General features: G+C 63.4%; 21 protein-coding genes. 6 read left to right on the forward strand and 15 right to left on the reverse strand.

Annotated elements, in window-relative coordinates; translation table 11 throughout:
• Positions 1-86 precede the first annotated feature (86 nt).
• Positions 87-1,379: a phosphate regulon sensor histidine kinase PhoR gene (gene phoR / locus BLS75_RS23660; protein WP_186355251.1), complete on the forward strand. Its 1,293-nt coding sequence runs from the start codon at positions 87-89 to the stop codon at positions 1,377-1,379.
• A gap of 117 nt (positions 1,380-1,496) precedes the next feature.
• Positions 1,497-2,837, forward strand: coding sequence for a hemolysin family protein (locus tag BLS75_RS23665; protein ID WP_011064276.1), 1,341 nt, complete (start codon positions 1,497-1,499; stop codon positions 2,835-2,837).
• 37 nt (positions 2,838-2,874) lie between these two features.
• On the opposite strand, the gene BLS75_RS23670 is transcribed toward BLS75_RS23665, so the two are convergent.
• The 10 genes from BLS75_RS23670 to BLS75_RS23715 form a co-directional block, all read right to left on the reverse strand.
• Complete coding sequence (locus BLS75_RS23670; RefSeq protein WP_011064277.1) at positions 2,875-3,771, reverse strand: peptidoglycan DD-metalloendopeptidase family protein; 897 nt, start codon at positions 3,769-3,771, stop codon at positions 2,875-2,877.
• A gap of 61 nt (positions 3,772-3,832) precedes the next feature.
• Positions 3,833-4,147 carry a helix-turn-helix domain-containing protein gene (locus tag BLS75_RS23675; RefSeq protein WP_011064278.1) on the reverse strand — a complete coding sequence of 105 codons (315 nt, stop codon included), beginning with the start codon at positions 4,145-4,147 and terminating at the stop codon, positions 3,833-3,835.
• Positions 4,140-4,475 carry a type II toxin-antitoxin system RelE/ParE family toxin gene (locus BLS75_RS23680; RefSeq protein WP_019093931.1) on the reverse strand — a complete coding sequence of 112 codons (336 nt, stop codon included), beginning with the start codon at positions 4,473-4,475 and terminating at the stop codon, positions 4,140-4,142. The genes BLS75_RS23675 and BLS75_RS23680 overlap by 8 nt, the downstream gene beginning before the upstream one ends.
• Before the next feature lie 437 nt (positions 4,476-4,912).
• Positions 4,913-5,872: a response regulator gene (locus BLS75_RS23685; RefSeq protein ID WP_019093932.1), complete on the reverse strand. Its 960-nt coding sequence runs from the start codon at positions 5,870-5,872 to the stop codon at positions 4,913-4,915.
• Between the two features lie 166 nt (positions 5,873-6,038).
• Complete coding sequence (gene phoU / locus BLS75_RS23690; RefSeq protein ID WP_011064281.1) at positions 6,039-6,800, reverse strand: phosphate signaling complex protein PhoU; 762 nt, start codon at positions 6,798-6,800, stop codon at positions 6,039-6,041.
• 121 nt (positions 6,801-6,921) lie between these two features.
• Positions 6,922-7,755, reverse strand: a complete 834-nt coding sequence (gene pstB, locus BLS75_RS23695; protein ID WP_011064282.1) for a phosphate ABC transporter ATP-binding protein PstB — start codon at positions 7,753-7,755, stop codon at positions 6,922-6,924.
• A 185-nt stretch (positions 7,756-7,940) separates the two neighbouring features.
• Positions 7,941-9,611, reverse strand: a complete 1,671-nt coding sequence (gene pstA, locus BLS75_RS23700; RefSeq protein ID WP_011064283.1) for a phosphate ABC transporter permease PstA — start codon at positions 9,609-9,611, stop codon at positions 7,941-7,943.
• A gap of 15 nt (positions 9,612-9,626) precedes the next feature.
• Positions 9,627-11,660, reverse strand: a complete 2,034-nt coding sequence (locus BLS75_RS23705; protein WP_176876769.1) for an ABC transporter permease subunit — start codon at positions 11,658-11,660, stop codon at positions 9,627-9,629.
• Between the two features lie 488 nt (positions 11,661-12,148).
• Positions 12,149-13,132 carry a phosphate ABC transporter substrate-binding protein PstS gene (locus BLS75_RS23710; protein WP_011064285.1) on the reverse strand — a complete coding sequence of 328 codons (984 nt, stop codon included), beginning with the start codon at positions 13,130-13,132 and terminating at the stop codon, positions 12,149-12,151.
• Between the two features lie 237 nt (positions 13,133-13,369).
• Positions 13,370-14,659: an MFS transporter gene (locus BLS75_RS23715; RefSeq protein WP_169892549.1), complete on the reverse strand. Its 1,290-nt coding sequence runs from the start codon at positions 14,657-14,659 to the stop codon at positions 13,370-13,372.
• 403 nt (positions 14,660-15,062) lie between these two features.
• On the opposite strand from BLS75_RS23715, the gene BLS75_RS23720 reads away from it, so the two are divergent.
• Together BLS75_RS23720 and BLS75_RS23725 are read left to right on the forward strand one after the other, a co-directional pair.
• Complete coding sequence (locus BLS75_RS23720) at positions 15,063-15,467, forward strand: acyl-CoA thioesterase (RefSeq protein ID WP_003229628.1); 405 nt, start codon at positions 15,063-15,065, stop codon at positions 15,465-15,467.
• A gap of 58 nt (positions 15,468-15,525) precedes the next feature.
• Positions 15,526-16,425 carry a D-hexose-6-phosphate mutarotase gene (locus BLS75_RS23725; RefSeq protein ID WP_015637503.1) on the forward strand — a complete coding sequence of 300 codons (900 nt, stop codon included), beginning with the start codon at positions 15,526-15,528 and terminating at the stop codon, positions 16,423-16,425.
• 104 nt (positions 16,426-16,529) lie between these two features.
• On the opposite strand, the gene BLS75_RS23730 is transcribed toward BLS75_RS23725, so the two are convergent.
• From BLS75_RS23730 to BLS75_RS23755, 5 genes are all read right to left on the reverse strand, one after another.
• Complete coding sequence (locus tag BLS75_RS23730) at positions 16,530-17,066, reverse strand: DUF3299 domain-containing protein (protein WP_011064288.1); 537 nt, start codon at positions 17,064-17,066, stop codon at positions 16,530-16,532.
• A 137-nt stretch (positions 17,067-17,203) separates the two neighbouring features.
• The gene (locus BLS75_RS23735) at positions 17,204-17,449 is read right to left on the reverse strand and encodes a GlsB/YeaQ/YmgE family stress response membrane protein (protein WP_011064289.1); all 246 of its coding nucleotides are present in this window, start codon (positions 17,447-17,449) and stop codon (positions 17,204-17,206) included.
• Positions 17,450-17,556: 107 nt separating this feature from the next.
• The gene (locus BLS75_RS23740; RefSeq protein ID WP_065365019.1) at positions 17,557-18,639 is read right to left on the reverse strand and encodes a 5-(carboxyamino)imidazole ribonucleotide synthase; all 1,083 of its coding nucleotides are present in this window, start codon (positions 18,637-18,639) and stop codon (positions 17,557-17,559) included.
• Positions 18,640-18,650: 11 nt separating this feature from the next.
• Positions 18,651-19,142 carry a 5-(carboxyamino)imidazole ribonucleotide mutase gene (gene purE / locus BLS75_RS23745; RefSeq protein WP_011064291.1) on the reverse strand — a complete coding sequence of 164 codons (492 nt, stop codon included), beginning with the start codon at positions 19,140-19,142 and terminating at the stop codon, positions 18,651-18,653.
• 417 nt (positions 19,143-19,559) lie between these two features.
• Entirely contained in the window at positions 19,560-20,474 is a 915-nt protein-coding gene (locus tag BLS75_RS23755; RefSeq protein WP_011064292.1) for a LysR substrate-binding domain-containing protein, read from the reverse strand.
• Between the two features lie 181 nt (positions 20,475-20,655).
• Between BLS75_RS23755 and aspA the strand changes: the two genes are divergently transcribed.
• Both aspA and BLS75_RS23765 read left to right on the forward strand, forming a co-directional pair.
• On the forward strand, positions 20,656-22,080 hold the full coding sequence (aspA, locus tag BLS75_RS23760; RefSeq protein ID WP_019094636.1) for an aspartate ammonia-lyase: 1,425 nt from the start codon (positions 20,656-20,658) through the stop codon (positions 22,078-22,080).
• Positions 22,081-22,554: 474 nt separating this feature from the next.
• Positions 22,555-22,911 carry a DUF6124 family protein gene (locus tag BLS75_RS23765; RefSeq protein WP_072451884.1) on the forward strand — a complete coding sequence of 119 codons (357 nt, stop codon included), beginning with the start codon at positions 22,555-22,557 and terminating at the stop codon, positions 22,909-22,911.
• Positions 22,912-23,060: the final 149 nt, after the last annotated feature.

A 23,060-nucleotide genomic window follows, 5' to 3' on the forward strand; every position in this document is an offset into this window, starting at 1 on the left:
TTCAACACTTGCAGCTTGGAGCTGCGCCACCCTCCACGGACGTGTTTCAAGTGAATCAAAACTGGCATGGCACCCTGATTCGCCACATGTTGCTGTTGATCACCGGCTGCCTGCTGGTGGGCCTGATCAGCGGCTACTACGGCTGGAGCCTGGCCGCTGGCCTGGGCATCTACCTGGCCTGGACCCTCAAGCAGTTGCTGCGCCTGCACGAATGGCTGCGCCTGCATCAACCCGACGAAGCGCCCCCCGACGGCTATGGCCTGTGGGGCGAGGTGTTCGACAGCATCTACCACCTGCAACGCCGCGATCAGCGGGTGCGCGGGCGCCTGCAGGCGGTGATCGACCGGGTCCAGGAGTCCACCGCGGCCCTTAAGGACGCGGTGATCATGCTCGACAGCGACGGCAACCTGGAATGGTGGAACCGCGCCGCCGAGACCCTGCTGGGGCTCAAGACGCCCCAGGACAGCGGCCAGCCGGTGACCAACCTGGTGCGCCATCCGCGCTTCAAGGAATACTTCGAGCAGGACAGCTACGCCGAGCCGCTGGAAATCCCCTCCCCGGCCAACGACCGGGTACGCATCCAGCTCTACATCACCCGCTACGGCAACAACGAGCACCTGATGCTGGTGCGCGACGTGACCCGCATCCACCAGCTGGAACAGATGCGCAAGGACTTCATCGCCAACGTCTCCCACGAGCTGCGCACGCCGCTGACGGTGATCTGCGGCTACCTGGAGACCCTGCTGGACAACGTCGAGGAAGTGAACCCGCGCTGGAGCCGCGCCCTGCAGCAGATGCAGCAGCAAGGCGGGCGCATGCAGACCCTGCTCAACGACCTGCTGTTGCTGGCCAAGCTGGAGGCCACGGACTATCCGTCGGACAACCAGCCGGTGCCCATCGACGTGCTGCTGCAATCGATCAAGAGCGACGCCCAGGCGCTGTCCGGGGAGCGCAACCAGCGCATCACCCTGGAAGCCGACGCGTCGGTGCAACTCAAGGGCAGCGAGGCCGAGCTGCGCAGCGCCTTCTCCAACCTGGTGTTCAACGCGGTGAAATACACCCCGGCCGAAGGCAATATTCGCATTCGCTGGTGGGGCGACGAACAGGGCGCGCACCTGAGCGTGCAGGACTCGGGGATCGGCATCGACAACAAGCACCTGCCGCGCCTCACCGAGCGCTTCTACCGGGTGGATTCGAGCCGCAACTCCAACACCGGCGGCACCGGCCTGGGCCTGGCCATCGTCAAGCATGTGCTGCTGCGCCACCGTGCGCGCCTGGAGATCAGCAGCGTGCTGGGCCACGGCAGCACCTTCACCTGCCATTTCGTTCCGGCCCAAGTGAAGAAAAACCGCACCCAGAGCCTGACCGACCAGCGCTGACAGCCACTCGCCCCTAGGCAATTGCCCTGTCAGCCGCTACATTGCGTAACTTGTGCCTGCCTTTCAGGCACCGCATTTCCTTCCTTTTCGAATACACGGAACCCGCAAAACTCCATCATGGACCCTTCCCCTGGTTTTACCCTCGCGTCTCTTTTCGCCGACTTCGGCATGATTCTTTTTGCTCTGATCCTGGTCCTGCTCAACGGCTTTTTCGTTGCGGCGGAGTTCGCCATGGTCAAGCTGCGCTCGACCCGGGTCGAGGCCATTGCCCACAAGAACGGCTGGCGCGGGCAGATCCTGCGCACCGTGCACAGCCAGCTCGACGCCTACCTCTCGGCCTGCCAACTGGGCATCACCCTGGCCTCCCTGGGCCTGGGCTGGGTCGGTGAGCCGGCCTTCGCCCATCTGCTGGAGCCGCTGCTGGGCGCCCTGGGCGTGAGCTCTCCGGAAGTGATCCGCGGCGTGTCGTTCTTCACCGCGTTCTTCATCATTTCCTACCTGCACATCGTGGTCGGCGAGCTGGCGCCCAAATCCTGGGCGATCCGCAAGCCGGAGCTGCTGTCGCTGTGGACGGCGGTGCCGCTGTACCTGTTCTACTGGCTGATGTACCCGGCCATCTACCTGCTCAACGCCAGCGCCAACACCATCTTGCGCATCGCCGGGCAGGGCGAGCCCGGCCCGCACCACGAACACCACTACAGCCGCGAAGAACTCAAGCTGATCCTGCACTCCAGCCGCGGCCAGGACCCCAGCGACCAGGGCATGCGCGTACTGGCCTCGGCGGTGGAAATGGGCGAACTGGAAGTGGTGGACTGGGCCAATTCCCGGGAAGACCTGATCAGCGTCGAGTTCAACGCGCCGCTCAAGGAAATCCTCGCCCTGTTCCGTCGCCACAAGTTCAGCCGCTACCCGGTCTACGACAGCGAGCGCAACGAATTCGTCGGCCTGCTGCACATCAAGGACCTGCTGCTGGAACTGGCGGCCCTGGACCACATTCCCGAGTCGTTCAACCTGGCCGAGCTGACCCGCCCGCTGGAGCGCGTATCCCGGCACATGCCGCTGTCGCAGTTGCTGGAGCAGTTCCGCAAGGGCGGCTCGCACTTCGCCCTGGTGGAAGAAGCCGACGGCAAGGTCATTGGCTACCTGACCATGGAAGACGTGCTTGAAGTGCTGGTGGGCGATATCCAGGACGAACACCGCAAGACCGAGCGCGGCATCCTGGCCTACCAGCCGGGCAAGCTGCTGGTGCGCGGTGACACCCCGCTGTTCAAGGTGGAACGCCTGCTGGGCATCGACCTGGACCATATCGAGGCCGAAACCCTCGCCGGCCTGGTGTACGAAACCCTGAAACGGGTGCCGGAAGAGGAAGAAGTACTGGAGGTCGAGGGCCTGCGCATCATCATCAAGAAGATGAAGGGACCGAAGATCATCCTGGCCAAGGTGCTGATGCTGGATTGACGGCCCTTTCGCCGCCAAGCCGGCGCCTACGGGCAGGTTATTGGTTGCCCAGGGCAAAATTCGGCAAATCCCCCAGGGGCTGGTTGAACTGATAGGGAATCGACACCAGCCCCAACCCGGTATTGCGCTGCACCACGAAATGCAGGTGCGGCCCGCTGCTGTTGCCGGTGTTGCCCGACAGCCCCAGGGCGCTGCCCACCGCCACTCGCTGGCCCTCCCGCACGCTGACCGAACCCTGCTTGAGGTGCAGGTACACGCCCATGGTGCCGTCGTCGTGCAGCACCCGGACGAAATTGCCCGCCGGGTTATTGCCCCGCCCGTTCTGGGCGTTCTCGGTCTTCACCACCACCCCGCCCCGGGCAGCAATGATCGGCGTCCCCACCGGCATGGCGATATCCATCGCATAGCGGCTCTTGGGGCTGAAATGGCTGTATTGGCCATTGGCGCCCTGGGTCAGGCGAAACGGCCCGCCACGCCAGGGCAGCGGGTAGCGATAGGCCTGGGTGGCGCCTGCCGGATCCCCCAGGGAATAACGGAACCTGGGGGCATAGCTCAGAGGCTGGTCGGCGCGAATCGCCGTGAGCAGCGCCAGGCGCTGCCTGCTGCGGGCCGGCAGCACCTGGCGGATCGGCTGCCCCGGAGCGCCGCTGACATTGTTCAACCCGGCAAAGCTCAATTCCACTTCCACCGGGGCATACAGGTCATTGCGCACATACACCGCATCCACCCCCCTGTGCTTCTGGATATCCAGGCGCACCTGGCGCTCAAGGTGCTCCACCATGCGGTCGCGGAACACGAACTCCTGGGCCCCCGGCGAAGGCCGGTCGCTGTAGGAGACCACGCCATTGGCGTCGATGGACTTGTATACAGTCATCGCCGCCAGCGACGTGGCGGCTAAAGACAATCCACAGAAAAACAGCAGGCGCACAAACATTCGGCAGCTTCTTGGCAGAGGGTGGAATCACGCTAGCAGCCTGATATGGAGCTTGTATGAATCAGGCGGGCGCCAAGGGTTCAATGCCGCCGGCGTCGAAGTGGATGTCCACCCCCAGTTGCGCCGCCTCGCAGAGGTTGACCAGCGCATCGAGGGAGAACTTGTTGATCTTGCCGCTGAGCACATCGTTGAGCCGGGGCTGGGTGATATTGAGGCGCCTGGCCGCCTCCTTCTGCGATACCCCCCAGGCCTGCACGGTCTTGCCCAGTTCCAGCATCAGCTTGGCCCGCAGGCGCATGTTGGCAGCCTCCTGGGGAGTGGCTTCAAGGGCATCCCAGACACTGGCAAAGCGCTGGTTGATCGGTTGGTCAGTCATGGCGTGAACCTGTTTCCTGATATCTGGCACGAGCCAGCTCGATATCCCGCGCCTCGGTCTTGCGGGTGGTCTTGCGCACCGCGTGCAACACATAAATGGCCGCGGCCCGCCGGACCACATGGAACAACCGAAACGCCCCTGAATCCTCATGGATCCTGATCTCGAAAACGCCCGGGCCAATGGTTTTCACCGACCTGCAATCGTAGGGCTGTTCACCCTGCTGCAGCAGATCCAGCTGGAAACCGGCGGCCCGACGGGCATCTTCAGGGAACGCCCTGAGATCCCGCAGCGCGCTCCCGACAAACACCACATCCTTGTGCCTGGGCATCGAACCTCTCCTGTTAATGACCAGGAACAAGGCTAATCAACACGGCCAGGACCCGCCGCGCCGGGTTGTTTCAAGGCATGGCCGCGAGGGGTGAGCAATAAAGAGCGCCACCTGAAATCTATATCCAAACAGATATAAATCAAGCGCAAAGAAATTAATCTGACGTACGGCGGAAAGTACCGAGGGGGACGGCGCACGCCTTGTGGCTTGAGGGTTACGACCTATGTTGCGAGTTGCTCGCTCGATAGCGGGATGACGCAGCAGCCCGCCTCGGCGGCCGGCAAAAGCCCGCAGTGGGAAAGTGTTTTCAGCAGATTTCCACTGCCTACCATCACCGTAGGAGCCGGCTTGCCGGCGAAGAGGCCTTCAAGCCTTGTGCTGCCCTTGCGGGCGCCTTCGCTGGCAAGCCAGCTCCTACAGCGAGGCGGCCGGCAGGATCAGGCGCCTGGAACGAAATGCTTCTGGGCGGTGCCGCGGGCGATTAGGCGGGAGATGTAGTCGAGCTTCTGGGCATCCTGGTCCACGAAGCGGAAAGTCAGCTGCAGCCACTCGCTGTCCGGCTTGGGTTCAAAGGCCACCACCGCATGCAGGTAGCCATTGAGCCGCGCCACTTCGGCGTTATCGCCCTGCTCCAGGTCCAGCACCGCGCTCTCCAGCACCTGGGGCAGGCTGTCGGTGCGCTTCACCACCAGCAAGGCTTCCTTGATGCTCAGGGCCTTGATCACACACTGCTGGTTGCCGCTGGACAGCCGCAGCTGGCCCTGGCCACGACCACCACCGGCCGCTGCCGCAGGCGCCGGGGCCTTGACCGGAGGGCTGTTGAGCAAACCGCGGGCCGGCGCTGCTGCCGCTGGAGCTGGAGCCGGGGCGGCAGCCGCCGGTTTGGCGAACGGATTGACCGGAGCGGAAGCCGCCCCCACCACCGCCGGCTTGCCGCCAGTCAGGGCGCTCAGGGAGTCGTTGCCAAAGGCCGAGTTCATCTTGGTCGGCGCGCTGTTCATCAAGGTGTCGAGCTTGCCGACCTTGTTCAGCGCCTGCTTGACCTTGGTCAGCAGCTGTTCGTTGGTAAAAGGCTTGCTCACATAACCGGAAACCCCGGCCTGGATCGCCTGCACCACGTTTTCCTTGTCGCCCCGGCTGGTGACCATGATGAACGGCATGGCCTTCAGCGCATCTTGCTCGCGGCACCAGGTCAGCAGCTCAAGGCCGGACATTTCCGGCATTTCCCAGTCGCACAGGACCAGGTCGAAGGCTTCACGGGCGAGCATCGCCTGGGCCTTCTTGCCATTGATCGCGTCTTCGATCTTGATGCCAGGGAAGTAGTTGCGCAGGCACTTCTTCACCAGGTCACGAATGAACGAAGCGTCATCCACCACCAACACACTTACCTTACTCATCGACCACCCCTTTAAAAATCCCGGCAAGCATAACGCTGGCTGATGGCACTTTGCCAAAACTCTTCAGTCACGCCGGGACTTTTCGTTCGCGGGTGCTGCTTTTCAATTTCCAGGAGCACAAACAAAAACGCCCGGCCAAAAGGCCGGGCGCTCTTCTCGGGCACTCTTACTTATCGTCAGTTTCATCCGGAACATTAGCGGATTCGCCACTGGTACCTTCAACTTCCTGCTTCATGCGCTTGAGCCCAAGGTGACGAACATCGGTGCCGCGCACCAGATAAATCACCAGCTCGGAAATGTTGCGCGCGTGGTCGCCGATCCGCTCCAGCGAGCGCAGCACCCAGATAATGCTCAGAACCCGCGAGATAGAGCGTGGGTCTTCCATCATGTAGGTGGCCAGCTCACGCAGCGCGGTCTTGTATTCGCGGTCGATGATCTTGTCGTACTGGGCCACCGAAAGTGCCAGGTCGGCATCGAAGCGGGCAAAGGCGTCCAGGGCATCGCGCACCATGTTGCGCACCTGGTCGCCGATATGCCGCACTTCCACGTAGCCACGCGGGGCCTCGCCCTCTTCGCAGAGCTGGATGGCCCGGCGGGCGATCTTGGTGGCTTCGTCGCCGATGCGCTCCAGGTCGATCACCGACTTGGAGATGCTGATGATCAAACGCAGGTCCGAGGCCGCCGGCTGGCGACGGGCGAGAATGCGCAGGCATTCCTCGTCGATATTGCGTTCCATCTGGTTGATCTGGTCGTCGATCTCGCGCACCTGCTGGGCCAGGCCGGAGTCGGCCTCGATCAGCGCTGTGACCGCGTCATTGACTTGCTTCTCCACCAGCCCGCCCATGGCCAGGAGGTGGCTGCGTACTTCTTCCAGCTCGGCATTGAACTGCTGGGAGATGTGATGGGTTAAGCCTTCCTTCGAAATCATCGTGTTCGCTCCGCGAAAGTTGCAAGCTTCAAGCCGCAAGCTTCAAGCAGTTAAATAGTGATCCGGATGTCGCGCACCGCCTCTGTTGCGCCGCGTGAAACCTGCGGCTGGCAGCTGCTTTCTAGCCATAGCGCCCGGTAATGTAGTCTTCGGTCTGCTTCTTCGCCGGGTTGGTGAACAGCGTGTCGGTATCGCCGAACTCCACCAGTTTGCCCATGTACATGAAGGCGGTGTAGTCGGAAACCCGCGCCGCCTGCTGCATGTTATGGGTCACGATGACGATGGTGAACTTGGACTTGAGCTCATAGATCAGTTCCTCGACCTTCAGGGTCGAGATCGGGTCCAGGGCCGAGCAGGGTTCGTCCAGCAGCAGCACTTCCGGCTCCACGGCGATGGTCCGGGCGATCACCAGGCGTTGCTGCTGGCCGCCGGACAGGCCCAGGGCCGAATCATGCAGGCGGTCCTTGACCTCGTCCCACAGCGCCGCGCCCTTGAGGGCCCATTCCACGGCTTCGTCGAGCACGCGCTTCTTGTTGATGCCCTGGATGCGCAGGCCGTAGACCACGTTTTCATAGATGGTCTTGGGGAACGGGTTGGGCTTCTGGAACACCATGCCGACCCGGCGACGCAGCTCGGCCACGTCTTCGCCCTTGCGATAGATGTTGTTGCCGTAGAGGTTGATCGCACCCTCTACGCGGCAGCCGTCCACCAGGTCGTTCATGCGGTTGAAGGTCCGCAGCAGGGTCGACTTGCCGCAACCGGACGGGCCGATAAAGGCGGTCACGCGCTGCTTGGGGATGTTCATGCTGACGTCGAACAACGCCTGTTTCTCGCCGTAGTACAGGCTCAGGCCGGGCACTTCGATGGCCACGGTTTCCTGTTCCAGGCTCAGGCTCTGCTTGTCGCGGCCCAGGGCGGACATGTTGATGCCATGAGTGTGTGCTTCGTGTTGCATGGGATGCTCCCTGTGCTACCAATTCGTTTGTCGTGAACCGCAGGCATCAGGCCAGCGGCGACATCATTCTGTTTGTAGGAGCCGGCTTGCCGGCGAAGAGGCCTGCAGGCCTTGTGTCGCCCTTGCGGACGCCTTCGCTGGCAAGCCAGCTCCTACGCAAGCCAGCGTCCACACAAGCCAGCCGATCAGCTGTCCAGTGCCTTGTATTTTTCACGCAGGTGGTTACGGATCCACACCGCCGACAGGTTCAGGGTGGCGATCACCAGCACCAGCAGCAGCGCGGTGGCGTACACCAGCGGCCGCGCCGCCTCGACGTTGGGGCTCTGGAAGCCGACGTCGTAGATGTGGAAGCCCAGGTGCATGATCTTCTGGTCCAGATGCAGGTACGGGTAGTTGCCGTCCAGCGGCAGCGACGGCGCCAGCTTCACCACACCCACCAGCATCAGCGGCGCCACTTCACCGGCAGCGCGGGCGACCGCGAGGATCATCCCGGTCATCATCGCCGGGCTGGCCATGGGCAGAACGATCTTCCACAGGGTCTCGGCCTTGGTCGCACCCAGGGCCAGGGAACCTTCGCGCACGGTGCGGGGAATCCGCGCCAGGCCTTCTTCGGTGGCCACGATCACCACCGGCACCGCCAGCAGCGCCAGGGTCAGGGAAGCCCAGAGCAGGCCCGGGGTGCCGAAGGTCGGCGCCGGCAGCGCTTCGGGGAAGAACAGACGGTCCACGGAGCCGCCCAGCACGTAGACGAAGAAGCCCAGGCCGAACACACCGTAGACGATGGCCGGAACCCCCGCCAGGTTGTTCACCGCAATGCGGATCACCCGGGTCAGGGTGTTCTGCTTGGCATATTCACGCAGGTAGACCGCTGCCAGCACGCCGAACGGGGTGACGATCATGGCCATGATCAGGGTCATCATCACGGTGCCGAAAATGGCCGGGAAAATACCGCCCTCGGTGTTGGCTTCGCGCGGGTCATCGCTGAGGAACTCCCAGACCTTGCTGAAGTAGAAACCGATCTTGGTAAAAGTGCCCATGGCGTTCGGCTGGTAGGCGTGTACCACCTTGCCCAGGCCGATCTCCACTTCCTTGCCGTTGGCATCACGGGCGGTCAGGCTGTCGCGGTTGAACTGGGCGTGCAGGTCGCTCAGGCGCGCCTCGATGTCCTGGTAACGGGCATTGAGTTCGGCGCGCTCGGCATCCATGTCGGCCTGGGCCGCGGCATCCAGCTTGCCGTCCAGCTCCAGCTTGCGGCCGTGCAGGCGGATGCGTTCCAGGCCGGCGTTGATGGCGCCGATATCGGATTTCTCCAGGGTCTTGAGCTGGGCGGCCAGCTTGTTCACCCGGTCGATCCGCGCTTGCAGCTCGGGCCAGGCGGCTTCGCCTTCGGCGATCACCTTGCCGCTTTCCTTGACGTTGACCAGGTAGCCGTAGAAGTTGCCCCACTCACGGCGCTCGATGGCCATCAGCTCTTTGGGATAGCTCTGGTTGGTCAGCCACTCGCCGACGATCCAGGTGAAGTCGTTGCCGTTCAGGTCACGGTTGCCGACCTTGATCAGCTCGCGGGTCATGAACTCCGGGCCCTGGTCGGGCACCGGCAGGCCGGCACTCTTCAGACGCGCCCGGGGCACTTCTTCCTTCTGCACCACTTCACCGATGACCAGGTGGTTGGCCTGGCCCGGAACGTCGTAGTTGGCGTGCACCAGGTCGGCTGGCCAGAAGTGGCCGAGGCCACGCACGGCGATCACCGCCAGCAGGCCGATGGTCATGATGACCGCGATGGACACCGCGCCACCGCTGATCCAGACGCCGGGGGCGCCGCTCTTGAACCAGTCTTTTAGGGAGTTCTGTTTCACAGACTTCTACCTTTCTTAAAGCGACGAGTATTTCTTGCGCAGACGCTGACGGATCAGCTCGGCGAGGGTGTTCATGACGAAGGTGAACAGCAGCAGCACCAGCGCCGAGAGGAACAGCACGCGGTAGTGGCTGCCGCCGACTTCCGATTCGGGCATTTCCACCGCGACGTTGGCGGCCAGGGTGCGCAGGCCTTCGAACAGGTTCATTTCCATGACCGGGGTGTTGCCGGTGGCCATCAGTACGATCATGGTCTCGCCCACGGCGCGGCCCATGCCGATCATCAGCGCCGAGAAGATCCCCGGGCTGGCGGTGAGGATCACCACCCGCGTCATGGTCTGCCACGGCGTGGCGCCCAGGGCCAGGGAGCCCAGGGTCAGGCCCCGCGGCACGCTGAACACGGCGTCTTCGGCGATCGAGTAGATGTTCGGGATCACCGCAAAGCCCATGGCCAGGCCCACTACCAGGGCGTTGCGCTGGTCGTAGGTGATCCCCAGGTCGTGGGAGATCCACATGCGCATGTCGCCCCCGAAGAACCAGTTCTCCATGAACGGGCTCATGTACAGCGAGAGGAAGCCGACGAAGATGATCACCGGGATCAGGATCGCGCTTTCCCAGCCTTCCGGCACTTTCAGGCGCAGCGACTCGGGCAGGCGGCTCCAGGCGAAACCGGCCACCAGGATGCCGATCGGCAGCAGGAGCAGCAGGCTGAAGATGCCCGGCAAGTGGCCTTCGACATAGGGCGCGAGGAACAGGCCGGCGAAGAAGCCGAGGATCACCGTCGGCATCGCCTCCATCAGCTCGATCACCGGCTTGACCTTGCGGCGCATGCCCGGGGCCATGAAGTAGGCGGTGTAGATCGCCGCCGCCACCGCCAATGGCGCCGCCAGCAGCATGGCGTAGAACGCCGCCTTCAGGGTGCCGAAGGTCAGGGGCGAGAGGCTCAGCTTGGGTTCGAAATCGGTGTTGGCCGCGGTGGATTGCCAGACGTATTTAGGCTCGTCGTAGTTCTCGTACCAGACCTTGCTCCACAGCGCACTCCAGGACACTTCCGGGTGCGGGTTGTCGAGCACCAGGGGCTGCAGCTTGCCGCCGGCCTCGACGATTACCCGGTTGGCCCGTGGCGACAGGCCGAACAGGCCCTGGCCGTCTACCACCTGGTCCACCAGCAGGGTGCGGTGGGCGGTGCTGTGGAACACCCCGAGCTTGCCGGCGGCGTCCAGGGCAACGAAGCCCTTGCGACGCTCTTCGGCGGTGATTTCAACAATGGGCGCGGTGCCCATCTGGAAGGTGCGGATCTGCTTCAGGCGCAGCTCGCCGTCCGGGTCGCGGGCCATGAACCACTGGGCCAGGCCGCCCTTGGAGGTCCCGATGATCAGCGAGATGCCGCCCACCAGCTGGGTGCTGGCGGTGACTTCGGTATCGGCGTCTTCCAGCAGTTTGTAGCGACCGTTGAGGCTCTTGTCCCGCAGGCTGAAGACGTCGGCCTGGGCGCGCCCGTTGATCACGTACAGCCACTGCTGGCGCGGGTCGATGTACATGGCCTTGACCGGCTCGGTCATCTGCGGCAGCTCGATGCGGCTCTGCTCGCTGGTGACCTCGCCGGTCATCATGTTTTCTTCGCGGGTCAGCTTCAGCACTTGCAACTGCGAAGCGGTAGAACCGGCAACGATCAGCGACGAATCGGTGGCATTGAGGTTGACGTGCTCCAGCGCACCGCCCTGCTCGTTCAGGGTGATGGGGGTTTCGCCGTAGGGGTACTCGATGGCCGGCGAGATGGTCTTCTTGCCGTCCGGGTAGCTGACCTTGTAGGTATGACGGAACACCAGGGCCTGGCCGTTGGACAGGCCGACCACCACCAGCGGGTTGCCGGGCTGGTCCTTGCCGATGGAGGTGACGCTGGCGCCCGCCGGGATCGGCAGGTCGACCTTGCGCAGCTCGGCGCCACTGTCGATGTCGAAGAACAGCGCCTGGCCCTTGTCGGAGACACGCATGCCAACCTGGTTCTGCTCTTCCAGGGAGAACATCAGCGGCTTGCCGGCGTCCTGCATCCAGGCGGGAGTCAGAGGGTCCTTGGCGGTCAGCTCGGCGCCCTGGAACAGCGGCGCGACGACATAGGCGAGGAAGAAGAAGATCAGGGTGATAGCACCCAGTACCGCGAGGCCGCCGACAAGGACGTACCAGCGGGTCAGGCGGTCTTTGAGCGCGCGGATGCGGCGCTTGCGTTGCAGTTCAGGCGTATTGAAGTCAATGCGCTTGGGGGGAGAAGTCGTAGTCATGGTGGAGTTGGCCAGATCATTCATGCGCACACCCTAGCGATCCTGTATGACAGAAAGATGACAATGCAGTGACGCAACAAATCCGCCGCATGGCAGGGCCGGCAGCGGACAGAAAATGAGGTTGCAGGAGCCGGCAGGCCGACGAACCAGCCTTGAGCCTGGGTCGCCATTTCGGGCGCTTTGCCTGGCAAGCGGAACGCCGCCCGGCCAGCTCCTACGAAAACGAGAAGGTCCGGGGAGCCCGGACCTTCGGAGGCGGCTTATGCGCCTTCTTTCAGGCCCAGGTCAGCCAGTGCCTTGGCGGCCACCTTGGCTGGCAGTGGGATGTAGCCGTCTTTGACGACCACTTCCTGGCCTTGTTTGGACAGGACCAGTTTCACGAACTCGGCTTCCAGCGGGGCCAGAGGCTTGTTCGGGGCCTTGTTGACGTAGACGTAGAGGAAGCGCGACAGCGGGTACTTGCCGTTCAGGGCGTTTTCTTCGGTGTCTTCGATGAAGTCGGTGCTGCCTTTCTTGGCCAGGGCCACGGTCTTCACGCTGGCGGTCTTGTAGCCGATGCCCGAGTAGCCGATGCCGTTCAGCGAGGAGCTGATGGATTGCACTACCGACGCCGAACCAGGCTGTTCGTTGACGTTAGGCTTGTAGTCGCCTTTGCACAGGGCTTCTTCCTTGAAGTAGCCGTAGGTGCCGGATACCGAGTTGCGACCGAACAGCTGAACCGGCTTGTTGGCCAGGTCGCCCTTCACGCCCAGGTCGCCCCAGGTCTTCACTTCTTCCTTGGCGCCGCACAGACGAGTCGAGGAGAAGATCGCGTCGACCTGTTCCATGGTCAGGTGCTGGATCGGGTTGTCCTTGTGCACGAACACCGCCAGGGCGTCCACGGCCACCGGGATAGCGGTTGGCTTGTAGCCGTACTTCTGCTCGAAGGCCGCCAGTTCCGTGTCCTTCATCTTGCGGCTCATAGGGCCCAGGTTGGAGGTGCCTTCGGTCAGCGCGGGTGGCGCGGTGGCGGAGCCGGCGGCCTGAATCTGAATGTTGACGTTCGGGTATTCCTTTTTGTAGTTCTCGGCCCACAGGGTCATCAGGTTCGCCAAGGTATCGGAACCGACGCTGGACAGGTTGCCCGACACACCAGTGGTCTTGGTGTAGCTCGGGATAGCAGGGTCAACAGCGGCAACCGCGTGGGCAGTCGCAACGCCAGCGGCGACAAAGGTCATTGCCGCCATCAAACGCTTCAGTTTCATGCCTTACTCCTAGCAGATAGGGTGTGTTAAGTCGGGGCCAAGTATCTGTAGGCCGTGTGAACACTCTATGTCCGGAATATGACAATTAGATGAAAGGCCAGCATTCCTGAACGCAAGCGGGCCTTTCTTTGTTCGGCGATAAAAACCTCTGTAGCCGCTGCCGCAGGCTGCGATCGATCCGCAGGGTCGCGGCGCCCTTCAGCGCACAGCAGGGCCTGAGCGGCTACAGGGTGGTGGTCAGCGGCCCTTGGCCCACAGGTACAGCCCCACCAGCAGGCCGATGCCGCAAATAATTGCAACATAATAGGCCGGGCCCATGGGGCTTTCCTTGAGCAGCCAGGTCACCACCATCGGCGTCAGGCCACCGAAGATCGCGTACGCCAGGTTGTAGGAAAACGACAGGCCGCTGAAGCGCACCACCGCCGGGAACGCCTTGACCATCACATAAGGCACCGCACCGATGGTGCCGACGAACAGGCCGGTCAGGGCATACAGCGGGAACAGCCACTGCGGGTTGTCCAGCAGGCCGTGATAGAAGGTCCAGGAAGTGACCAACAACAAGGCGCTGCCGAACACGAACACCTTGCCCGCACCGAATCGGTCCGCCAGGGCACCCGAGGCCACGCAGCCCAGGCTCAGGAAGATAATGGCCAGGCTGTTGGCCTCCAGGGCGGTGATGGCCGGGAATTTATAGACGGTCTGCAGCACGGTGGGGGTCATCAGGATCACCACGATGATCCCGGCGGACAGCAGCCAGGTCAGCAGCATGGAAATCACGATCGCCCCGCGGTGATCACGCAGCACCGTGCGCAGCGGCAGTTCTTCGGCCAGAGCCTTGCGCAGTTGCAGTTCGGCGAACACCGGGGTTTCGTGGAGCAGGCGGCGCAGGTACACCGAGAACAGGCCGAACACCCCACCCAGCAGGAACGGGATCCGCCAGGCGTAATCCGCCACTTCCACCGGGGTATAGATGCTGTTGATCGCAGTGGCCACCAGCGACCCCAGGAGAATCCCGGCAGTCAGGCCCGAGGTCAGGGTGCCGCAGGCATAGCCGATATGCCGCTGGGGCACGTGTTCGGAAACGAACACCCAGGCCCCGGGCACTTCACCACCGATGGCCGCCCCCTGGATCACCCGCATCAGCAACAGCAGGATCGGCGCCCACATGCCGATCTGCGCGTAGGTCGGCAACAGGCCCATGATCAGGGTCGGCACCGCCATCATGAAGATGCTCAGGGTGAACATCTTCTTGCGCCCCAGCAGGTCGCCAAAGTGGGCCATGACGATCCCGCCCAGGGGCCGCGCCAGGTAACCGGCCGCGAAGATCCCGAAGGTCTGCATCAGGCGCAGCCACTCGGGCATGTCCGCCGGGAAGAACAGCTTGCCGACCACGGTGGCAAAGAACACGAAGATGATGAAGTCGTAGAACTCCAGCGCCCCGCCCAAGGCAGACAGGGACAATGTCTTGTAGTCACTACGGGTCAGCGGACGGGCGGGTTGCGCAGGCTGCGCGGCGCTCGAGGGCACAGTGGTCATGGCAAGGGCTTCTCTTATTAGTCGGTTCTGGAAGCCGCAACAGCGCTGGTTGGGGCCTGGCAGGTTCGGCACGATAGCAAATTGTTCGAATGCGTACACAGCGGCGCACAAATGACTCACAAATTTGCGAACTGGACGGGTCGTCGCGGAGTCTATCGACCGATATACTCGCAGACCTCGAAGCGCAAAGCCGCTTCTGGCAAGGGTTGCTGTGCGAAAACGCTGCTGCGCGCCCCTGGCCCTGGCCAGCGCCAGTCGATTTCGCAGAGTTTCCCTTTAGCACGCCTTAGAAAGAACGTGACGAACGTAGTATGTTCGGGCTGAATCGTTTTTCCTGAAGACGGCTATTCACCTGAAGTACCCATGAAGCGTCACGGGTCAGAGGCCCCCCGGCATGATAGAACTCGAACAAGAAGATCCAATCCCGCAAGGCGACCTGGCCTTGCAAATCACCGCACTGCCCCGTGAAACCAACGGCTTTGGCGATATTTTCGGCGGCTGGCTGGTCGCGCAGATGGACCTGGCGGGCACCGCCATGGCCAGCCGCGTGGCCGGCGGCCGGGTGGCCACGGTGGCCATCGACCGCATGGCGTTCCTGGTGCCGGTGGCGGTGGGCGCGCAGCTGTCCTTCTACACCCAGACCCTGGAGATCGGCCGCAGCTCGATCCAGATGATGGTGGAAGTGTGGAGCGACGACCCGCTGTCCAGCGAATGGCGCAAGGTCACCGAGGCGGTGTTCGTATTCGTCGCCATCGATGGCAGTGGCCGCACCCGCTCGGTTCCGCCGCGCGCGCGCTAAACCTGATGACCGTTCTGCGGTCCATAGCAGCCCACACCTTGCGAACGAGAACAGCAGCATGCCTACGCCCCAGGTCGAAACGGTAAAACTGGATGAACTGAACTGCTGGCGCATCCGCCACGGTGACGCCGAACTGCTGGTGGCCCAGCAGGGCGCGCACATCCTCAGTTATCAAGTGGCCGGGCAACAGCCGCTGATCTGGCTCAACGACGAGGCCGTGTTCAAGCGCGGCAAGAGCATCCGCGCCGGGGTGCCGGTGTGCTGGCCCTGGTTCGGCAACTTTGCCCGCAACCCGCAGGCGGTGCAGGCCATGCGCCAAGGCACTGACCCGGCGCCGGCCCACGGCCTGGTGCGGGCCACCGACTGGGAGCTGCTGGGCATCGAAAGCCAGGGCGACAGCCTGCTGGTGGAGCTGCGCCTGCCCTGCCCCGCGGGTGGTTTTCCCGGCTGGCCCCATCAAGTGGAACCGCGCCTGAGCATCCGCCTCGACCAGCAACTGCACATCAGCCTCAGCAGCCACAACCTGGGCACTGAAAGCGTGAGCATCAGCCAGGCGCTGCACAGCTACTTCGCGGTCAGCGATGTGCGCCAGGTGCAGGTCGAAGGCGTGGACGGGCTGAGCTACATCGAAACCCTGGAAGACTGGAAGACCAAGGTCCAGAGCGGCAGCCTGCACTTTACCGGCGAGACCGACCGCATCTACCTGAACGCCCCGGCGCAGCTGGAGATCGTCGATCCGGACTGGCAACGACGGATCCGCCTGCGCAGCGAAGGCTCGCGCACCGCGGTGATCTGGAACCCCTGGATCGACCGCGCCGCCCAATTCAGCGACATGGCCGACGACGGCTGGCAGCGCATGCTGTGCATCGAGACCGCCAACGTGATGGACGACATCGTCACCCTGGCCCCGGGCGCCAGCCACACCCTGAGCGTCAGCATCAGCGCCGCCCCGCTCTGACTCCACCTGCCCCGTAGGAGCTGGCTTGCCAGCGAAAAGGCCCTCAAGACCGCGTTCGCCGGCAAGCCGGCTCCTACCGTTCAGCGGCGTTCAAATGCGCCGCTTCAGAGATCCGACTCCTTGACCACCCGCACCTTCGCCGCATCCAGGGCGTAGGCGGCATCGGCCAGGTCGTTGCTGACCTTTTCGATCTTCAGGGTGCCGGTCACCCACAGCGGCGTGTAGATGTCGTCCAGCTTCAAGCCCTTGGGAAAGCGCACCAGCACCAGCTGGTTGGGCGGCGGTGGCGGCACGTGGATGCAGGCGCCCGGGTATGGCACCAGGAAGAACAGCGTACTGCGCCCCTTGGCATCGGCTTCCAGCGGCACCGGATAACCGCCGATGCGGATCTGCTTGTCATTCATGGCCGGCACGGTCTTGGTGGAATACATCACCGCCGGCAACCCCTTGCTCTGCTTCAGGCCGCCCTTTTCGGTGAAGGTGCCATTGGCTTCCGGGGAGTTGTGGTCGATTTCCGGCATCTGCTCCAGGGCCTTCTGGTCCGACTTGGGCATCAGCTCCAGCCAATCGGTTTCCGGCAGTTCGCCAGCCTGGGCCAGGCCGCAGCCCAGCAGAACAAAGGTCAATAGAAGACGGCGCATGTGAGGGTGGCTCGGTCAAAAGGGAAGGACGGGAAAACCCGGGCATTCTAGTACCCAGACCGTCAGATGCGTTGAAGTTTCAGATGAAGAAAAAGGCTCCCCTCCGCGCGGACGGCAGAGGGGGCTTGTAGCGTGGTTCAGCTCTTCTTGACGAAGCCGTAGATCACCAGCAGGACGATCGCGCCCACCAGTGCACCGATGAAACCGGCGCCCTGGCCAGCCTGGTAGATACCCAGCGCCTGGCCGCCATAAGTGGCCGCCAGCGAACCGCCGATACCCAGCAGGATGGTCATGATCCAGCCCATGCTGTCGTCTCCCGGTTTGAGGAAGCGCGCCAGCAGACCAACGATCAAGCCGATGAAAATGGTTCCAATAATGCCCATGGCTGTTCCTCTGTAAGGGGGGATCAAGCCAAAGCCTAGCCAGCACTTTGGCATCCTGCTATCAGAGAACGGCGGGAAACGAAGGTTCCCGCCAGCCGGAGGATTTGTTACTCGGCGATCAGCGCTTGCACCTTGAGGATCTGCGCTTGCAGGGTCGCCTGATCGGCGCAGCGCAGGTTGGCGTGGCCGACCTTGCGCCCGACCTTGAAGGCCTTGCCGTAGTGATGCAGGTGGCAGTCGTCGATGGCGATGACCTTGTCCACCGGCGGCACTTCACCGATGAAGTTGATCATGGCGCTTTCACCGACCTTGGCCGTGGAGCCCAGGGGCAGGCCGGCTACCGCCCGCAGGTGGTTTTCGAACTGGCTGCACTCGGCGCCTTCGGTGGTCCAGTGCCCGGAGTTGTGCACCCGCGGAGCGATCTCGTTGGCCTTGAGGCCGCCGTCCACTTCGAAGAACTCGAAAGCCATTACGCCCACGTAATCCAACTGCTTGAGCACGCGGCTGGAGTAGTCCTCGGCCAGGGCCTGCAACGGGTGGTCGCTACTGGCCACCGACAGGCGCAGGATGCCGCTGTCGTGGGTGTTGTGCACCAGCGGGTAGAAACGGGTTTCACCGTCACGGGCGCGCACGGCAATCAGCGAGACTTCACCGGTGAAGGGCACGAAGCCTTCCAGCAGGCAAGGTACGCTGCCCAGTTCGGCGAAGGTGCCTGCGACGTCGGCGGCGCTGCGCAGGACCTTCTGGCCCTTGCCGTCGTAACCCAGGGTGCGGGTCTTGAGCACGGCTGGCAGGCCGATGCGCGCCACGGCGGCGTCGAGATCCGCCTGGGACTGGATGTCGGCGAACTCCGGAGTAGGAATCCCCAGGTCCTTGAACATGCTCTTCTCGAACCAGCGATCGCGGGCGATGCGCAGTGCTTCGGCGCTCGGGTAGACCGGCACGAACTGCGAGAGGAAGGCCACGGTTTCCGCCGGCACGCTCTCGAATTCGAAGGTCACCAGGTCCACTTCATCGGCCAGCTGGCGCAGGTGGTCCTGGTCGCCGTAGTCGGCCCGCAGGTGTTCGCCCAGAGGGGCGGCACAGGCGTCCGGCGCCGGGTCGAGGAAAGCGAAGTTCATTCCCAGCGGAGTCCCCGCCAGGGCCAACATGCGGCCCAACTGGCCGCCACCGATTACACCGATCTTCATCGTCAACAACCTCAGGCGACGCGCGGGTCTGGATTGTCCAGGACGCTGTCTGTCTGTTCAGCACGGAATTTTTTCAGCACCGCATGGAACTGCGGGTGCTTGGCGCCCAGGATGCTCGCCGAGAGCAGCGCCGCGTTGATCGCGCCGGCCTTGCCGATGGCCAGGGTGGCCACGGGGATGCCGGCCGGCATCTGCACGATGGACAGCAGCGAATCCACGCCCGAGAGCATCGACGACTGCACCGGCACGCCCAGCACCGGCAGGTGGGTCTTGGCCGCGCACATGCCCGGCAGGTGCGCCGCGCCGCCGGCACCGGCGATGATCACCTCGATGCCTCGCGCCTCAGCCTCATCGGCGTACTGGAACAGCAGGTCCGGGGTGCGGTGTGCGGAAACCACCTTCACCTCGTAAGGGATGCCGAGCTTTTCCAGCATATCGGCGGTGTGGCTAAGGGTGGACCAATCGGACTTGGAGCCCATGATCACGCCAACCAGTGCACTCATCGTCGTGCCTCTTCTCTCTGGGCGCCCGCAGGCGCGTCAAAAACAACAAGCCACGCGAAATGCGTGGCTTAAATTGTACGAATTATGGCCAGGCGAACCGGCCGAAGGCCGCGCAGTATACCGAAAAAGGCGCGTTAAACGCACTTTCGCCGACCATCTGCAAAACAAAGTATTTCCGGCGCAAAACCCCGGTTTTATTGACTCCAAGGTCAATCCCGCCCCCCCCTCGCAGGCGCTGGCTTGCCAGTGAACAGGCCCACCCTGCGATCACCGCCCTCCCGGCCGACGCCTTCGCCGGCAAGCCGGCTCCTACAAAAAAACCTGCGCCTATCTCCCGTAGGAGCTGGCTTGCCAGCGAAGAGGCCCGCCCTGCGATCACCACCCTCCCGACCGACGCCTTCGCCGGCAAGCCGGCTCCTACGTGGCCGCAGCTTGCGCGGCAGCGCCTTCCAGCTTGCGCCAGAGCAAGCGTACGTTGGCCTTGCGCACCAGGGCGCAGCGGTACAGGCGAATCTCCAGCGGCACATGCCATTGCGCCCCGCCGCAGACCACCAGCTCGCCCCGGGCCAGCTCGGCGCGCACGCTCAGTTGCGGCACCCAGGCAATGCCCAGGCCTTCCAGGGCCATGCTCTTGAGGCTGTCGGCCATGGCGGTCTCATAAACCGTGGTGAAACGCAGGTTGCGCTGGCGCAGCAGCAGGTTCACCGAACGCCCGAGGAAAGCCCCGGCGCTGTACGCCAGCAACGGCACGCTGGCCTCGCCTTCCAGGTCGAACAGCGGCTTGCCCTGGGCATCGGCGGCGCACACCGGGAGCATCTCGGTGTGCCCCAGGTGCAGCGAGGGGAAGATTTCCGAGTCCATCTGCAAGGCCGCGTCCGGGTCATAGAAGGCCAGCATCAGGTCGCAGCCGCCTTCGCGCAGGGCGTGCACCGCATCACCGACGTTGGTGGCCACCAGCCGCGTGGCGATGTTCAGCCCTTCGTTGCGCAGTTGGGCGATCCAGCGCGGGAAGAAACCCAACGCCAGGGAGTGGGCAGCCGCCACCTGCATCACCTCGCCCTGCCCGCCTTCCAGGTGGTGCAGGTGACGCACCACCTCGCCGAGCTGTTCGACCACGGTGCGCGCGGTCACCAGGAACAACTGCCCCGCTGCCGTCAGCTCCACCGGCGTGCGCGAGCGGTTGACCAGGGTCAGGCCCAGGGCCGCTTCCAGGCTGCGGATCCGCCGGCTGAAGGCCGGCTGGGTCACGAAACGTCGCTCGGCAGCCTGGGAAAAGCTGCGGGTGGCGGCCAGGGCACTGAAGTCCTCGAGCCATTTGCTTTCCAGATTCATCACGTCCTCCCGGACACGCACCATTTTAGGTCACACGCTCGCCGGCAACCCGGCGTCACACCGGCATTATGCCGAATATGCATAGCCCAGTGTTTAACAGCATTGGCCCAAAAAATCCCTTCGGCCTAGGATTCGCAGCGTTCCCGGCACAGACCGGGTCCCTACCGAGATGATCTCCGTCATGTCCTCCGCTGCATCTTTCCGCACAGAAAAAGACCTGCTTGGCGTACTCGAAGTACCGGCTCAAGCGTATTACGGCATCCAGACCCTGCGAGCGGTGAACAACTTCCGCCTCTCCGGCGTTCCGATTTCGCACTACCCAAAACTGGTCGTGGCCCTGGCAATGGTCAAGCAGGCAGCTGCTGACGCCAACCGCGAACTGGGTCATCTGAGCGAAGCCAAGCATGCAGCCATCAGCGAGGCTTGTGCCCGCCTGATCCGCGGCGACTTCCACGAAGAGTTCGTGGTGGACATGATTCAAGGCGGCGCTGGCACTTCGACCAACATGAATGCCAACGAAGTCATCGCCAACATCGCGCTGGAGGCCATGGGCCACAGCAAGGGCGAATACCAGTACCTGCACCCGAACAACGACGTGAACATGGCGCAGTCCACCAACGACGCCTACCCGACCGCGATCCGCCTGGGTCTGCTGCTGGGCCACGACGCGCTGCTGGCCAGCCTCGACAGCCTGATCCAGTCGTTCGCCGCCAAGGGTGAAGAATTCAGCCACGTCCTGAAGATGGGCCGTACCCAGCTGCAAGACGCCGTGCCGATGACCCTCGGCCAGGAATTCAAGGCCTTCGCCACCACCCTGGGTGAAGACCTGGCTCGCCTGAAGACCCTGGCGCCGGAAGTGCTGACCGAAGTCAACCTGGGCGGCACCGCCATCGGTACCGGCATCAACGCCGACCCGCGCTACCAGCACCTGGCCGTACAACGCCTGGCCACCATCAGCGGCCAGCCGCTGGTACCGGCCGCCGACCTGATCGAAGCCACCTCCGACATGGGCGCCTTCGTGCTGTTCTCCGGCATGCTCAAGCGCACCGCGGTCAAGCTGTCGAAGATCTGCAACGACCTGCGCCTGCTGTCCAGCGGCCCACGCACCGGCATCAACGAAATCAACCTGCCAGCGCGTCAGCCCGGCAGCTCGATCATGCCCGGCAAGGTCAACCCGGTCATCCCGGAAGCGGTCAACCAGGTGGCGTTCCAGATCATCGGCAACGACCTGGCCCTGACCATCGCGGCCGAAGGCGGCCAGCTGCAACTGAACGTGATGGAGCCGCTGATCGCCTTCAAGATCTTCGACTCGATCCGCTTGCTGCAACGCGCCATGGACATGCTGCGCGAGCACTGCATCACCGGCATCACCGCCAACGAAACCCGTTGCCGTGAACTGGTGGAGCACTCCATCGGCCTGGTCACCGCGCTGAACCCGTACATCGGCTATGAAAACGCCACCCGTATCGCCCGCATCGCCCTGGAAAGTGGCCGTGGCGTACTGGAACTGGTGCGCGAAGAAGGCCTGCTGGACGACGCCATGCTCGACGACATCCTGCGTCCGGAAAACATGATTGCCCCGCGTCTGGTTCCGCTGAAAGCCTAACCGCCGCGACCCCGAAACATGCAACACCGCTCACCAGGTTGAGGGACTAGACACCTCTCACCTTTTGAGGGCTTGGAGATACGTCTCCAGGCCCTTTTTTTTGCCTGGAGAAAAGCAGAGTTTGTAAGGGGATGCCGCCCGGCATCGAAGCGGATTCGCTTTGTTTTGTAGGGCAAATCCGAGAGAATCCCCAACGCCTTTGAGCGCCTTGTACCCCTTCGAACGATCAGGCAGTCTCCCGGTGCCGCTGCCAAATCAGCGGCCCGGATGTGGAAGTTCGGACCTGAGTAAGCATGAGCGCTCATGAGCATGGCTCGACGCATAGTCGTCGGCATCGCTTTATGGCGGTTGTGCGCGGGACACCTTCGGGTGTGCTGGGTTACTCAGTCCCGGTCTTCCACACCCTCGCACAACTGCCACCCCTCATGTGGAAGTGAGCTCGGCAGTCCGTTAACTACTGAGTGAGTGACCGTCATGAAAAAGCTCGTCCCCGATCCACCCTTGCCCACCGATCATCCGCGCCGCGACCCGGAGCTGGACCGCGCCAACGCCAACCTGCTGGCTGCCTTGCACGGCACCCGCCATCGCCCCTTCGGCCTGCGCGATGGCCGGGGCCATCCGCTGTTCGCCGTAGAGCCCCTGGTGAATGCCGAAGACGCCCTGATGCACGTTTCCTTGCTGCTCAAATGCGCCGAAGAGGTGTCCGATGAAATCACCGAACGGGCCAGCGGCATCGAGCGCGGGCTGATCTGGTCCATGGTGCATTCCGTGGAAATGGCCCGCGCCGTGGTGGACGCCCTGCTCGACGGCGCCCGCCCCGGCCCCGCCTAAACACCGCCCCGTAGGAGCTGGCTTGCCAGCGAAGAGGCCTGCCCTGCCTTCACCGAAATCCGGCCGACGCCTTCGCCGGCAAGCCGGCTCCTACAGGTCTTGCGAGCGTTATGGTCCCTTGTTTTAAACCAGCACAATCCATCGCCCGC

The sequence above is a fragment of the Pseudomonas sp. NFPP12 genome (assembly GCF_900103205.1).
Classification (GTDB): domain Bacteria; phylum Pseudomonadota; class Gammaproteobacteria; order Pseudomonadales; family Pseudomonadaceae; genus Aquipseudomonas; species Aquipseudomonas protegens.